13 protein-coding genes are annotated in these 13280 nt (G+C 71.2%); 9 read left to right on the top strand and 4 right to left on the bottom strand.

The window, feature by feature from the left end; genetic code table 11:
• The first annotated feature begins 7 nt into the window (after positions 1 to 7).
• The 3 genes from ABD127_RS11180 to ABD127_RS11170 all read left to right on the top strand — a co-directional run bounded on the left by ABD127_RS11180 (position 8) and on the right by ABD127_RS11170 (position 3596).
• Positions 8 to 265, top strand: a complete 258-nt coding sequence (locus tag ABD127_RS11180; protein ID WP_344201302.1) for an HPr family phosphocarrier protein — start codon at positions 8 to 10, stop codon at positions 263 to 265.
• Positions 266 to 492: 227 nt separating this feature from the next.
• The gene (locus ABD127_RS11175; protein ID WP_344201300.1) at positions 493 to 930 is read left to right on the top strand and encodes an SRPBCC family protein; all 438 of its coding nucleotides are present in this window, start codon (positions 493 to 495) and stop codon (positions 928 to 930) included.
• 149 nt (positions 931 to 1079) lie between these two features.
• Positions 1080 to 3596 carry an ATP-dependent Clp protease ATP-binding subunit gene (locus ABD127_RS11170; RefSeq protein ID WP_344201297.1) on the top strand — a complete coding sequence of 839 codons (2517 nt, stop codon included), beginning with the start codon at positions 1080 to 1082 and terminating at the stop codon, positions 3594 to 3596.
• A gap of 89 nt (positions 3597 to 3685) precedes the next feature.
• Here the strand turns inward: ABD127_RS11170 and ABD127_RS11165 are convergent, their stop codons facing one another.
• Positions 3686 to 4594: an HhH-GPD family protein gene (locus ABD127_RS11165; RefSeq protein WP_344201295.1), complete on the bottom strand. Its 909-nt coding sequence runs from the start codon at positions 4592 to 4594 to the stop codon at positions 3686 to 3688.
• A 46-nt stretch (positions 4595 to 4640) separates the two neighbouring features.
• Between ABD127_RS11165 and ABD127_RS11160 the strand changes: the two genes are divergently transcribed.
• The 6 genes from ABD127_RS11160 (at position 4641) to ABD127_RS11135 (ending at position 9257) form a co-directional block, all read left to right on the top strand.
• On the top strand, positions 4641 to 5345 hold the full coding sequence (locus tag ABD127_RS11160) for a RodZ family helix-turn-helix domain-containing protein (protein WP_344201293.1): 705 nt from the start codon (positions 4641 to 4643) through the stop codon (positions 5343 to 5345).
• A gap of 55 nt (positions 5346 to 5400) precedes the next feature.
• Positions 5401 to 6003, top strand: a complete 603-nt coding sequence (locus ABD127_RS11155; RefSeq protein ID WP_344201290.1) for a nitroreductase family protein — start codon at positions 5401 to 5403, stop codon at positions 6001 to 6003.
• A 53-nt stretch (positions 6004 to 6056) separates the two neighbouring features.
• Positions 6057 to 6389, top strand: coding sequence for a transposase (locus ABD127_RS11150; protein ID WP_344201287.1), 333 nt, complete (start codon positions 6057 to 6059; stop codon positions 6387 to 6389).
• Positions 6390 to 6584: 195 nt separating this feature from the next.
• Positions 6585 to 7028, top strand: a complete 444-nt coding sequence (locus ABD127_RS11145) for a hypothetical protein (protein WP_344201284.1) — start codon at positions 6585 to 6587, stop codon at positions 7026 to 7028.
• A 127-nt stretch (positions 7029 to 7155) separates the two neighbouring features.
• Complete coding sequence (locus ABD127_RS11140; RefSeq protein WP_344201281.1) at positions 7156 to 8247, top strand: LLM class flavin-dependent oxidoreductase; 1092 nt, start codon at positions 7156 to 7158, stop codon at positions 8245 to 8247.
• Positions 8248 to 8516: 269 nt separating this feature from the next.
• Entirely contained in the window at positions 8517 to 9257 is a 741-nt protein-coding gene (locus ABD127_RS11135) for a hypothetical protein (protein WP_344201279.1), read from the top strand.
• A 422-nt stretch (positions 9258 to 9679) separates the two neighbouring features.
• Here ABD127_RS11135 and ABD127_RS11130 read toward each other — a convergent pair whose 3' ends face one another.
• The 3 genes from ABD127_RS11130 to ABD127_RS11120 form a co-directional block, all read right to left on the bottom strand.
• Positions 9680 to 11293 carry a dipeptide ABC transporter ATP-binding protein gene (locus tag ABD127_RS11130; RefSeq protein ID WP_344201277.1) on the bottom strand — a complete coding sequence of 538 codons (1614 nt, stop codon included), beginning with the start codon at positions 11291 to 11293 and terminating at the stop codon, positions 9680 to 9682.
• A complete protein-coding gene (locus ABD127_RS11125) occupies positions 11293 to 12195 on the bottom strand; it encodes an ABC transporter permease (RefSeq protein WP_229054709.1) in 903 nt (300 codons plus the stop codon). Before ABD127_RS11125 ends, ABD127_RS11130 begins: the two co-directional genes overlap by 1 nt.
• A partial coding sequence (locus ABD127_RS11120; RefSeq protein WP_344201272.1) for an ABC transporter permease occupies positions 12192 to 13280 on the bottom strand: 1089 nt, incomplete at its 5' end. The genes ABD127_RS11125 and ABD127_RS11120, both read right to left, overlap by 4 nt.

Here is a 13280-nt window from a genome sequence, read left to right as displayed (position 1 = left end):
AGACACCATGCCCAGCAAGACCGTGACCGTCGGATCCGCCGTCGGCCTGCACGCCCGCCCCGCCGCGACGATCGCTGCCGCGGCAGCCGAGCAGGCGGCCCCCGTCACGCTGGCGACGGCCGGCGGCGATCCGGTCGACGCCGGTTCGGCGCTGCTCATCATGACGCTCGGTGCCGCCAAGGGCGACCAGGTGACCGTCGAGTCCGACGACGAGGCCGCGCTCGACGCGATCGCCGCGCTCGTCGAGGCGGACCTCGACGCCTGACCGCTGGGCGGTGAGCTAGTCGCCCATCGCAACCCGGAGCGGTGAGCTAGTCGCCTGTTGCGGGGGCTGATGGGCGACCAGCTCACCGCTCGGTCGGTGGAAGGGCGACTAGCTCACCGCCCGCCTCCGGGTGTCTGGGATCTGGACGGTCCGGGGGAGGGTGCCCGCGCCCCGCCTAGGCTGACGACCGAGCCCGGGTGCCCCGCCCGGCACGAGGAGGAACGTCGATGTCCACGGTCACCGCCCACACGTCCGCGCAGGTCGCGGCGCCTGCCCCGCAGGTGCTGGAGGCTCTCGCCGACTACCGCGAGGTCCGTCCGGCGATCCTGACCTCGCACTACACCGACTACGCGGTCGTCGAGGGCGGCCAGGGCGACGGCACCGTCGCGACCTGGCGCCTGCACGCCACCGAGAAGCGGGTGCGCCACGTCGTCGCCGACGTCTCGGTCACGGCCGACTCGGTCACCGAGCGCGACCGGAACTCCTCCCTCGCCACGACCTTCCAGGTCCGCGCCGAGGGTGCGGGCAGCGTCGTCGAGGCCACCACCACGTGGACCGGAGCCGGCGGCATCGGCGGCTTCTTCGAGCGCACCTTCGCGCCCAAGGGTCTGGCCCGGATCCACGACGAGCTGCTGGCGAACCTCGCCGCGCGGCTCGCCGGCTGACCCGCCGCTGAGCGCCCCGCGTACGCCGAGAGCGAACAAGGGGAACACGGGCCCCCGTGTTCCAGTTGTGTCACGTGTGCGGACAGCGGTCTGCACGGGACCCGTCCGCCCGTAGACTGGACGGACAGCCCAACACCGGGAGGGACGCCATGTTCGAGAGATTCACCGATCGGGCCCGTCGTGTGGTCGTGCTTGCGCAGGAAGAGGCGCGCATGCTCAGCCACAACTACATCGGCACCGAGCACATCCTCCTGGGCCTGATCCACGAGGGCGAGGGCGTCGCCGCCAAGGCTCTCGAGAGCCTCGACATCTCGCTCGAGGCCGTGCGCGCTCAGGTCGAGGACATCATCGGCCAGGGCCAGCAGGCCCCCAGCGGCCACATCCCCTTCACGCCGCGCGCCAAGAAGGTGCTCGAGCTGTCCCTGCGCGAAGCGCTGCAGCTCGGCCACAACTACATCGGCACCGAGCACATCCTGCTCGGCCTGATCCGCGAGGGCGAGGGCGTCGCCGCCCAGGTCCTCGTGAAGCTGGGTGCCGACCTCAACCGCGTGCGCCAGCAGGTCATCCAGCTCGTCCAGGGCTTCCAGGGCAAGGAGGCCGAGGCCGCGGGCGCGCCCGCCGAGTCGGCTCCCCAGGGCTCCACGGTCCTCGACCAGTTCGGCCGCAACCTCACGCAGGCGGCCCGCGAGGGCAAGCTCGACCCCGTCATCGGCCGCGAGACGCAGATCGAGCGCGTCATGCAGGTCCTGTCGCGCCGCACCAAGAACAACCCGGTGCTGATCGGCGAGCCCGGCGTCGGCAAGACCACGGTCGTCGAGGGCCTCGCCCAGGACATCGTCCGTGGCGACGTCCCCGAGACGCTCAAGGACAAGCAGATCTACACGCTCGACCTCGGCGCGCTCGTGGCCGGCTCGCGCTACCGCGGTGACTTCGAGGAGCGCCTGAAGAAGGTCCTCAAGGAGATCCGCACCCGCGGCGACATCATCCTGTTCATCGACGAGATCCACACCCTGGTGGGTGCGGGTGCCGCCGAGGGCGCGATCGACGCCGCCAGCATCCTCAAGCCGATGCTGGCCCGCGGTGAGCTGCAGACCATCGGCGCCACGACGCTCGACGAGTTCCGCAAGCACTTCGAGAAGGACGCGGCGCTCGAGCGACGCTTCCAGCCCATCCAGGTCCCCGAGCCGTCGGTCGCGCACACGATCGAGATGCTCAAGGGCCTGCGCGACCGGTACGAGGCGCACCACCGCGTCACGATCACCGACGAGGCGCTCGTGGCAGCGGCCAACCTGGCCGACCGCTACGTCACCGACCGGTTCCTGCCGGACAAGGCGATCGACCTCATCGACGAGGCGGGCTCGCGCCTGCGCATCCGTCGCATGACGGCGCCGCCGGTCCTGAAGGACTTCGACGACCAGATCGCCGACGTGCGCCGCCGCAAGGAGGGCGCGATCGACTCGCAGGACTTCGAGGCTGCTGCGTCGCTGCGCGACGAGGAGAAGAAGCTCATCGCGGCCAAGTCCGAGCGCGAGAAGCAGTGGAAGGCCGGCGACATGGACGCCGTCGCGGTCGTCGACGAGGAGCTCATCGCCGAGGTCCTGGCGCTCGCCACGGGCATCCCGATCGTCAAGCTCACCGAGGAGGAGTCCAGCCGGCTCCTCAACATGGAGGACGAGCTGCACAAGCGCGTCATCGGTCAGGACGAGGCCATCAAGGCCCTGTCGCGGGCCATCCGACGCACGCGTGCGGGCCTCAAGGACCCGCGCCGTCCGGGTGGATCGTTCATCTTCGCCGGGCCCTCGGGCGTCGGCAAGACGTGGCTGTCCAAGACGCTCGCCGAGTTCCTGTTCGGCGACGAGGACGCGCTGATCCAGCTCGACATGAGCGAGTACTCCGAGAAGCACACGGTCGCGCGCCTGTTCGGTGCGCCTCCCGGCTACGTCGGGTACGAAGAGGGTGGCCAGCTCACCGAGAAGGTGCGCCGCAAGCCGTTCAGCGTCGTGCTGTTCGACGAGGTCGAGAAGGCCCACCCGGACATCTTCAACTCGCTGCTGCAGATCCTCGAGGAAGGCCGTCTGACCGACAGCCAGGGTCGACTTGTCGACTTCAAGAACACGGTCATCATCATGACGACCAACCTCGGCACGCGCGACATCGCCAAGGGCGTCAACCTGGGCTTCAGCCAGGCCGACGACGTCCAGGGCTCGTACGACAAGATGAAGGCGAAGGTCTCCGAGGAGCTCAAGCAGCACTTCCGGCCCGAGTTCCTGAACCGTGTCGACGAGATCGTGGTCTTCCCGCCGCTGACGCAGGAGCAGATCATCTCGATGGTCGACCTGATGATCGCGTCGCTCGAGAAGCGTCTGGCCGACAAGGACATGGGCATCGAGCTCACCCAGACGGCCAAGGACCTGCTGGCTCGGCGCGGCTTCGACCCGGTGCTGGGCGCACGTCCGCTGCGACGCACGGTCCAGCGCGAGATCGAGGACACGATGGCCGAGAAGCTGCTCTTCGGCGAGCTGCGTCCGGGTCAGATCGTGTTCGTGGGCGTCGAGGGCGAAGGCCCTGCGGCCACGTTCACCTTCACCGGCACGTCGAAGGCCGACCTCGAGCTGACCGAGGGCGAGGAGCCCCTGGCGGTCGAGGCCGGTTCGTCCGACAGCTGACGCACTGAGCGAGAGCCCCCGCAGTCTCCACCAGGAGACGGCGGGGGCTCCGTCGTTCCCGCTGCGGGAGCGGCTGGGCCTCGGTGGGGCTAGAGGGTGAACTGCCCGGAGTCGGTCAGAGTCACGAGGCCGTCGTCGAGGAGGGAGTCGAGGCAGCGCTCGCGCTGGGCGGCGTCGTCCCAGGCGCGGTCGAGATCCGCCTTCGGCACGGGATCTGCGGACTCGCGCAGCACCGCCAGCAGTCGACCGCGGCACTGCCGGTCGGTGCCCGCCCAGGCCTGGCCCTTCCGAGCGGGGCCGTCGTGCTCGGGGTGCCCGGCCTGGTGCCACCGGCACACGTCGGCCACGGGGCACGCCGCGCACTGCGGCGACCGGGCGGTGCAGACCAGGGCGCCCAGCTCCATCGTCGCGGCGGCCCAGCGGTGGGCGTCGAGATCGGCGCCTTCGCCGGGCATCAGCGTCGTCGCGAGGTCGCGCTCGGCCTTCGTGACCGAGGTGTGCGGGTACTGGCGGCCCTCCAGGACTCGCACGAAGACCCGGCGCACGTTGGTGTCGAGCACGACGTGCCGCCGGGAGAACGCGAACGACGCGATCGCCGCCGCGGTGTAGTCGCCGACGCCTGGGAGCGCGATGAGCTCCTCGTACGTGCCGGGCACCTCGCCCCCGTGCTCCGCGGTGATCGCGACGGCCGCCGCGTGGAGCCGCTGGGCGCGGCGCGGATAACCGAGGCGCCCCCAGGCGCGCACCGCCTCGCCGACCGGCTCCGCGGCCAGGGCAGCCGGCGTCGGCCAGCGTTCCATCCACGCCTCGAAGACGGGGAGGACCCGCACGACCGGCGTCTGCTGCAGCATCAGCTCGGAGACCATGACGGGCCACGGCCGCGGGTCGTCGCGCCAGGGCAGCGAGCGCGCGTGGTCGTCGAACCACGCGCCGATGCGCTCGTGCAGCACCTCGGGGTCGACCGGGTCCACGAGCGCGGATCGAGGCGGGGAAGTCATGGCGGGTCGATCCTGTCACGGGCGCGGGGGCCGTTACCGTGGCCGGGTGAGTCGTCCGCTGCCGCCCGAGGTCTACCGGCGCCGACGCATCGTGCTGCTGGCCGGCGTGCTCGGCATCGTCCTGGTCGTCTGGCTGCTGGTGCGTGCGCTGCTGGGCGGCGACGACGCCGCGGACGAGCCGGAGGCCTCCCCGACGCCGTCCGCCACGGAGACGACCGCCGCCGAGGTGCCCGAGGGGACCGTCCCGGCGAGCCTCGCGACCGGCGACTCCGCGTGCGAGCCGTCGACCGTGCGCGTGACGCCGAGCGTCCCGGCCGACCAGACGGCAGGCGGCCCGGTGCAGCTCGCGCTGACCATCTCGACCAGCGCCGCGAAGCCGTGCGTGCTCGAGGCGTCGGCCTCGCAGCTCGTCGTGGTCATCGACGACGGCGACGACCCCGTCTACGACTCGACCTCGTGCAACACCTCGATCCTGACGACCCCCGTGCGGCTCAGCCCGGAGTGGGCGACGGTGACTCCCGTGACGTGGAACGGGCGGGTCTCCGGTGGCTCGTGCTCGGACGCCGAGGCCTTCGTGGGTGCCGGCTCGTACACGCTCAAGCTCGGCACGCTCGGCGGGGAGCCGGGCGACGCGTCGTTCAGCCTCGGCGAGGCACCCCCGCCGCCCGCGCCGCCTGCGCCGGATCCGGCGGTCCCGGATCCCGCCGCGACCGACCCCGCCGCGGACCCCGAGGCGATGCCGGTCGGCTGACGTCCACGGACCGGGACGCGTCCACGGACCGGCGCGGATCGGGCACGGTGTATCCATGACGACGGAGACCTCGACGCCGATCGCCGCACCTCGACGGGCCGAGACGTCCGCGCCGATCCACGACCTCCTCGCGGAGCGGTGGAGCCCCCGGTCGTACGTGCCCGACCACGAGGTCGACGACGCCGAGGTGACCGCGCTGCTCGAGGCCGCTCGATGGGCGCCGTCGGCGCAGAACCGTCAGCCCCGCCGCTTCGTGGTCGGCCGCCGCGGCACCGACCTCTACGCCGCGATCGCGTCGGCCGTCAACGAGCGCAACCAGGTCTGGGCGCCGCGCGCGTCGCTGCTGGTCCTCGGCCTGGTCGAGCGCGAGGGCGCCGACGGGGTCCGTCAGCGGTTCGCCGAGTACGACCTCGGTCAGGCCGTCGCCCACCTCTCGATCCAGGCGCAGCAGCTCGGGCTCTCGGTGCGCCAGATGGGCGGGTTCCATCCCGAGGTCGTCGCCGCCGCACTGGACCTGGACCCGCGGTTCGAGCCGTTCGTGACGATCGCCGTAGGTCGGGCGACGCCCGAGGCCGACCTCGAGCCCGAGTTCGTCGAGCGCGACACGGCGCCGCGGGTCCGACTCGAGCTCGACGAGGTCGTGCTGCGCCGCGCCTGACGGCAGCGGAACAGTCGCTACGCTGAGCCGGGACGGATCGGACGAGGACGGGCATGGCCTTCGAGAAGAAGTACAGCGACGAGCTGCGTGACGCCGCGGTGCGGCGCGTCATCGATCGCCGCCAGGCCGAGCCCGGCAACCGGTCGATCCTGCGCGAGGTCGCCGAGGAGCTCGAGGTCGGCGAGCAGTCCCTGCGGATCTGGGTCAAGCGGCTCGACGACGGCATGTTCGCCGCGGGTGACGGGGCGCGCCTGCGCCAGGCGCCCAAGGAGGCGCTCCTGACGCGCATCGCCGAGCTCGAGGCCCAGCTCGCCTCGGCCCACGAGGAGATCGAGGTCCTCAAGCGGGCCTCCGCGATCTTCGCCGCCGAGCTCGCCAAGCGCTAGCCGCCGTCCCGCCCCCTGAGGTGCGACGTCCCTTCCCCTCCGTCCCCTGAGGTGCGACGAAGGAGCCTCGAAGGGGGCACCCCCGCCGAGGGGACGGCGGACACGGTCGCGTCCCAGATACCGGGACGCGGGGTCCGAGGTGCCTCGCTCGCCGCAGACTGAGCATCGACCCCCACCTCTCTCGAGGAGATCGCGATGTCCGGCTACGACTACATCAGCGCCGTCACCGGCTGCACGACGGACGTGCACGGACGGTTCACGCTGAGCGGCCCGGGCTTCCAGCTGCTCGCCGACGGATCGATCGCGACGGGCGGACCCGGGCGCGCTCCCGGGCCCCTCGATCTCCTGGTCTCGGCGCTCGTCACGAACATGCTCAACGTGCTGCGCGGCGGCGGGGACCTCGACCTCGACGAGGTCGACACGCGGGCGGTGCAGGTCCGCGCCCGGGCCACGCGCTACCTCCCGGACCGCCTGAAGGCCGGTCACCTGCTGGTGGAGGTCGTGATCGACGAGCTCGACGCGCTCGACACCGAGGTGCTCTTGGAGCAGTACCGGGCGGGCTGCCGGGTGCTTCCGGCGATCGAGACGGTGCTCGACGTGACGATCCGTCCCGTCGCTGCGGCGGACGTCGCCGCCTGATCGTCCGGCCTACGGTCGAGCGCGTTGGAACCCATGTCTCTCGTATAGAGTGTGCTAAAACTTCTAACGTGCTGAGCGTTCTCTCGTAGATTCTCGGTGCGTCGCACGGGACAAGGACGCGCCGCCGATGTACACCTCGATCCACTTCAGCCCCCAGAGCCGCGACGCCCGTGACGACGCCGAGATCATCCACCGCATCGCCCTGCAGGCAGTCCGCGCCGAGCAGGCCGGCTGCGCCTCGATCGGGCTGACCGAGCACCACCTCGCGGGATTCAACACCTACGTCGACCCGTTCCTGCTCGGCGCCCACCTGGCCGCGAAGCTCGAGCAGGCCTACGTGTCCGTCACGGTCGCGCAGGTCGCGCTCGAGCACCCGCTCAGGCTCGTCGAGAAGATCAACCTGCTCGACGTCCTGACGCGGGGCCGCAGCATGGTCGCGCTGGCCCCGGGATCGGCCTCGAAGACCGAGCTCCAGGCGTTCGGCGCCGAGGACCTCGACCGCAACCGGGTCACGGCCGAGCGCATCGACGCGATGCTGCGCGCCTGGGCGTGGGACGGCGAGGAGCCGGGGGTCGACGTCGGCACGAGCGTCGACCGCGGACTGGTGGCGGCCCGCATCAGCCCGGCCTCGTACCGCCACCCTCGCCCGCTGATCTCGCGGGCGACCCGCACGCCCGAGACCATCGCGCGTCTCGGCCGCGAGGGGACGCCGGCGATCTTCGGCCAATGGCTCACGACCGACGGCGACGCGCGCGACCAGCTCGCGATCTACACCGACGCCCTGTTGGGCGCGGGGCACGACCAGGAGACCGTCGACGAGTGCCTGCGCTGGCTCGGCTTCGGCCTCACGATCGTCGTCGCCCCCACGCAGGCACAGGCCGAGAAGAACTGGCGCGAGTACGTCGAGGTGGGCGGCGAGGGCCCGCAGGCGGGCCGCCTCGGGGGCGCCGCGACGTGGGAGAAGGAGTGGACGCACCGCGAGGTTGCCCGAGCCTCCGGCTCGCTCGTCGGCGACCCGGCGCGCATCGTGGAGGAGATCCTCCGCATGAAGGAGGCCGGCTCGCACGCGGTGCGCATCATCCCCGCCGTCGTGGCCGGCCGCGCCGAGGACCGCGAGGAGACCTTCTCGCTGATCTTCGACGAGATCCTGCCCCACATCGGCACCCAGCAGCTCCCCGACCCGACCCAGATCCGCAGCCGCGTCGCCGCCACGGTGTGACGGTCTGGTCGGACACCACGAAGTTGTCACCGTCGTGACAACTTCCGTTGCGCGTCGCGCTCATTCACGCTCGGGTGCTTGACCGTGCATCCAGGCTCACGATTGAGTCGCGCTACTGGGGTGGGGTGCCTCGGTGCGGGTAGGGGGTGACCTCACGATGTCGGCTGGACGTCTCTGGATCGACGGCCTCATGGCGCAGATGAGGCGTGATGGAACGGCGGCGTAGACACGGTCCGCGGACCGCAGTGGCGGCCGGCGGGTGCATCGCCTTGATCGGACTCGTCGCGTGGCTGCTCCCACGGACCGACGAGGACCCGCCACCCGAGGCGCGGCCGACGGCGATCTCGAACCCCGACCAGACGATGCATCTGGGAAGCCAGGGCCTGACGATCGACCTGGTTGATCCTGTTTCCAGTGCCGTCACTTCATGGCCAGCTCCTGACTCCGCAGGGGCTCCAGTGGAGTACGCCCTGACGTCTGACGGATTGACGGTGCCGAGCTGGAGTCCCGATGCCGGGGGTCGGTGGCTGCTGATCCAGGATCCGTCCGATCCCGAGGGGACTTCCTCGCTAGCCAACATCCATCGCGAGGTCGACGGGGCGCTCAGCGACATCCAGTTTCGGGTGTGGCCTGATCGAACCGAGTTCGTGTGGACGTCTGAGTTTGAACGTACTTGGACCGTGGCGTGGGATGGGCGGGAAGCGCTGCCGGTGGCGGGGAACTCGTTCACACACGCCGAACGTGCCGAGACCACGCGGACCTACGAGTTCGAGGGGGTGCTGGCCGATGACGGCGCGCCGGAGGGAACCCCACTCTCCGTCACCTTTGGACGAGGCATCCCGGGAACGACGGAGATCGCCATCCCCGATGGTGGCAGCGAGGCACCACGAGCAGCGCCTGTGATCGGCGGCCGCGCGGACGTCGTGCAGTTGAGCTCGTGCTTGCAACCGACCTGTTTCTGGCGGCATCGGCGGCATGTGGTGTCACCGACTGGCAGAAGTCCCGCGTAGGAGCTGCAGCGCGCGTGCCGTGAAGGACGAGTCGCGTGGAATTGAGCAGTGCAGGACGGTTGGTCAGCATGCTGGCGGTCACCAGCGTGATCGCCACTGCCGGGTGCCGCAGTGACTCGTCGAGCTCGGAGGCTGATTCCAAGACGCTCCCGACGCCAGCGCGGGTGTTCGAGAGCCGCGAGGCATGGGGCGCGCGCCCAGATGTGTGCACGTGGATGGCTGAAAGAGCCCATCCGAGCCGCATTTCTGCACACATCTGGCGGGAGGCGGTCGCTGACGGCTGCGGGACCACGCTGCGAGGTCCATGTCTGCTGGTCGGTCACCACCGAGAGCGGTCGGCTCAGGGGCGAGAATCCACTCGCCGAGGGGCGAGAATCCACTCGCCGAGGGGCGGGAATCCACTCGCGAGCGGTCGTTCGGGGTCAGACGGCGAGGAGGGCCTGGGTGTAGGTGTCCTCGGCGTGGAGGATGACCTGCGCCGTGGGTCCTGACTCCACCAGACGGCCGCGACGCATGACGGCGACGGTCTGGGCGACGTCGGCGACAACGGCGAGGTCGTGCGTGACGAGGAAGTACGTCAGGCCCAGCTCGCACTGGATCTCGCCCAGCAGGTCGAGCACCTGCGCCTGCACCGTCGCGTCGAGGGCCGACACGGGCTCGTCGAGCACCACGACCTCCGGCTCGATCGCGAGCGCCCGGGCGATCGCGACGCGCTGCCGCTGGCCGCCCGACAGCTCCCGCGGCCGACGCTCGGCGTACGCCGCCGGCAGCTGAACGAGCTCGAGCAGCTCCGCGACCCGCGCCGCACGCTCGGTCGGCGTGCCGACCTTGAACGCGTCCAGGGGCTCGCCGATGATGCCGCGCAGGCTGAGCCGAGGGTTCAGCGACTCGAACGGGCTCTGGTAGACGACCTGCACGCGCCGACGCAGGTCGCGCAGCTGCCTGCGCTTCAGGGACCCGACGTCCTGGCCCAGCACCTGCACGGTGCCGGCGTCGGCCGACTCGAGCCCGAGGATGACCCGGCTCGTCGTGGTCTTGCCCGACCCCGACTCACCGACGAGGGCGAACGTCGACCCCCGGGGCACCTCGAGCGAGACGCCCTCCATCGCGACGGTCCCGCCCCGGCCGCTGCCGAAGCGCTTGTGCACGCCGTCGAGCCGGATCGCGACGTCGGTCGACAGGGCCGGGGCCGTGCCGCGGTCGTGCCGGGCGTACGCCTCGGCGATGCTGAGCACCCGCCCCTCGGCGACGCGGGCCGAGCTGGCGAGCAGCGCCCGCGTGTACTCGTGCTGCGGGTCGGCGAAGACCTCGGCGACCGGCCCCGCCTCGGCCACGACGCCGCGCTGCAGCACGATCACGTGGTCGGCGTTGCGGCTGGCGAGGGCGAGGTCGTGGGTGATGAGCACGACGGTGCTGTCGTGCTTGGTGCGCGCCTCGTGGATGCTGCGCAGCACGTCCTGACCGACGAGCACGTCGAGCGCGCTGGTCGGCTCGTCCGCGATCACGAGCGCGGGTCGCTGGCTGAACGCGATGGCCACCAGGATCCGCTGACGCATGCCACCGGAGAGCTCGTGCGGATAGCGCGTCAGCAGGGTCTCGGGATCGGTGAACCCGACGTCACGCAGGTCGGTCAGGATCCGCTCCTGCACGGCGGCGGGCGAGAGGGGGGAGTGGGCCAGCGTGAACGACTCGCGCAGCTGCGCCCCGATCGTGCGCGTCGGGTTGAGCGAGGCGATCGGGTCCTGCGGCACGAAGCCGACGTGGCGGCCCCGGAGCGGCCGGAAGGCCTTGTCGCTGCGCTCGAGGACGTTCTCGCCCTCGAAGTCGATCGCGCCCGACGGGATCGCGCCGTTGTGGGGGAGCAGGCGCACGATCGCGTGCGCCAGCGTGCTCTTGCCCGAGCCGGACTCGCCGATGATGGCGGTCACCTTGCCGCGCGGCACCTCGATCGAGACGGCGTCGAGCGCGGTGTCGACCTGGTCGTCGCGGCGGTAGGTGACGGTGAGGTCGGTGACCCGCAGGATGGCGTCGGTCATCAGTGGTCCTCCTGCAGCAGGTAGGCGATGCGGTTGAGCAGCACCACGACCGCCGTGAGCGCGAGGCCGGGGATGATCGCCACCCACCATGCGTGGGCCAGGTACTTCTGGCCGCCGGCGATCAGCACGCCCCACTCCGGTGACGGCGGCGCCTCGCCGAAGCCGAGGTAGCTCAGCGAGCCGATCGCGAGCAGCGCGAGGCCGAACTGCAGGGCCGTGTAGGACAGCACGGGGTGGAAGACGTTCGGGACGATGTGCCGCGTGATCGTGCGGATCGGTCCAGCACCGCAGGTCCGGGCGGCCTCGACGAACGTGAAGGTGCTCGACTGGATGACGACGCCGCGCACGAGACGGGCGAAGCCGGTCGCCTCACCCAGCCCGATCGCGATGGCGGCCACGAAGGCGCCACGGCCGTAGGTCGTGATCACGGCGAGCGCCAGCAGCACGGCCGGCACGGCCATGACGGCCTCGGTGCCCACGCCGAGGACCCGGTCGAGCCAGCTGCCTGGGCGCAGGCCCGAGAGGATGCCCACGACGCTGCCGAGCACGAGCGCCACGACGACCGCGAGCGTCGCGGAGAACAGCGAGATCTGCAGCCCGTGCACGACCCGCGAGTACAGGTCGCGGCCGATCTCGTCGGTGCCGAAGAAGTGCGTCCCGTTCGGCGAGGTGAACGGGATGCCGTCGAGCTCGAACGGGTCGTGCGTCGCCACGAGGGTGGGGAAGACCGCGATGACCACGAGCGCCGCGAGCAGCAGCAGGTGGACGTGGATCTCCTTGAGCCGGCGACGACGGCGTCGCGGTGGCTCGGCGGCACGGGCGACCGCTGCGGCGACGGGGCCGGAGCCGGTCTTCGCGGCACCCACCCCGACGGGCGTGTCGGGCAGCAGGGTGTCGGTCATGACGTGACCTCCTGGGTCGTGCTCGCGCGTCGGCGGAGCCGCGGGTCGAGCAGGGAGTAGCCGATGTCGACGAGCATGTTGACGACGACGTAGACGATCGCGAGCACCACGACGAGGCCGAGCACGACGGTCAGGTCCACGGCCTTGACGGAGTCGACCATGAGGCGACCGATGCCGGTGCGCGAGAAGACGACCTCGATCACCACGGTGCCGCCCAGCAGCTGCCCGACCCGCAGGCCGAAGACCGCGAGGAACGGGAACGCCGCGTTGCGCAGGCAGTGGTGCCAGAGCGTGTAGAAGCGGCTGGCGCCCTTCGCCGGAGCCGTCACGGACGCGTAGGTCGTGCCCAGCTCGGTGCGCAGGCTGCTGATCAGCACCTGCGCGAACTGCGCGGCCCCGAGGAGCGCCAGCACCGCGACCGGCAGCACCAGCGCCGACGCGCTCTGGCTGCCACCGGAGGGGAACCAGCCCAGCGTGATCGAGAACAGGTAGATGAACAGGATGCCGATCCAGAAGACCGGGAGGCTCACGTAGGCCGAGGGCACGAGCGCGGCGAAGGAGCGCACGAGGCGCGAGCGGGGGTTGACCGCGAGCAGGGCCAGCAGGAAGCCGAGCGGCACCGACAGCACGAGCGAGAGCCCGGCCAGGGCGAGCGTGTTCGGCAGCGCCTCGGCCAGCAGGTCGGTCACGGCGCGGTCGTTGACGAGCGAGCTGCCCAGGTCGCCGCGGAACAGGCCGGCGATGCCGTTCCAGTACTGCGTCCAGAGGCTGTCGGACAGGCCGACCTCGTCACGCAGGACGTCGAGGTCGAGGTCGGAGATGTCGGCCACGCCGACCGTGTCGGTGGTGCCGATGCGGGCCAGGACGGCGTCGCCCGGCAGCACGAAGAGCAGGAAGAACGAGGCCGAGTAGGCGGCGTAGATGACGAGCGCGGCGTGCACGAGGCGCCCGGCGACGACCCGCGAGACGTCGCGCACGACGGTCGAGCGTGGGGTCGCGGGGGTCTCGAGCGGCGTGGGCTCGGTCGTGTCGGTCGTCGTGGTCATCGTGCTGTTCTCCTGGGGTGGGAGTCGTGCGGGGCGGCG

This window comes from Aeromicrobium alkaliterrae (genome assembly GCF_039529015.1).
Lineage (GTDB): Bacteria > Actinomycetota > Actinomycetes > Propionibacteriales > Nocardioidaceae > Aeromicrobium > Aeromicrobium alkaliterrae.
Note: the sequence above shows the minus strand (reverse complement) of the source record. Positions and strands in the feature narration are given on the sequence as shown.

Bases quoted from the DNA above. Each gene is read 5' to 3' on its own strand.
- ABD127_RS11180 (WP_344201302.1), top strand. From the start codon at position 8: ATGCCCAGCAAGACCGTGACCGTCGGATCCGCCGTCGGCCTGCACGCC.
- ABD127_RS11175 (WP_344201300.1), top strand. From the start codon at position 493: ATGTCCACGGTCACCGCCCACACGTCCGCGCAGGTCGCGGCGCCTGCC.
- ABD127_RS11170 (WP_344201297.1), top strand. From the start codon at position 1,080: ATGTTCGAGAGATTCACCGATCGGGCCCGTCGTGTGGTCGTGCTTGCG.
- ABD127_RS11165 (WP_344201295.1), bottom strand. From the start codon at position 4,594: ATGACTTCCCCGCCTCGATCCGCGCTCGTGGACCCGGTCGACCCCGAG.
- ABD127_RS11155 (WP_344201290.1), top strand. From the start codon at position 5,401: ATGACGACGGAGACCTCGACGCCGATCGCCGCACCTCGACGGGCCGAG.
- ABD127_RS11150 (WP_344201287.1), top strand. From the start codon at position 6,057: ATGGCCTTCGAGAAGAAGTACAGCGACGAGCTGCGTGACGCCGCGGTG.
- ABD127_RS11145 (WP_344201284.1), top strand. From the start codon at position 6,585: ATGTCCGGCTACGACTACATCAGCGCCGTCACCGGCTGCACGACGGAC.
- ABD127_RS11140 (WP_344201281.1), top strand. From the start codon at position 7,156: ATGTACACCTCGATCCACTTCAGCCCCCAGAGCCGCGACGCCCGTGAC.
- ABD127_RS11130 (WP_344201277.1), bottom strand. From the start codon at position 11,293: ATGACCGACGCCATCCTGCGGGTCACCGACCTCACCGTCACCTACCGC.
- ABD127_RS11125 (WP_229054709.1), bottom strand. From the start codon at position 12,195: ATGACCGACACCCTGCTGCCCGACACGCCCGTCGGGGTGGGTGCCGCG.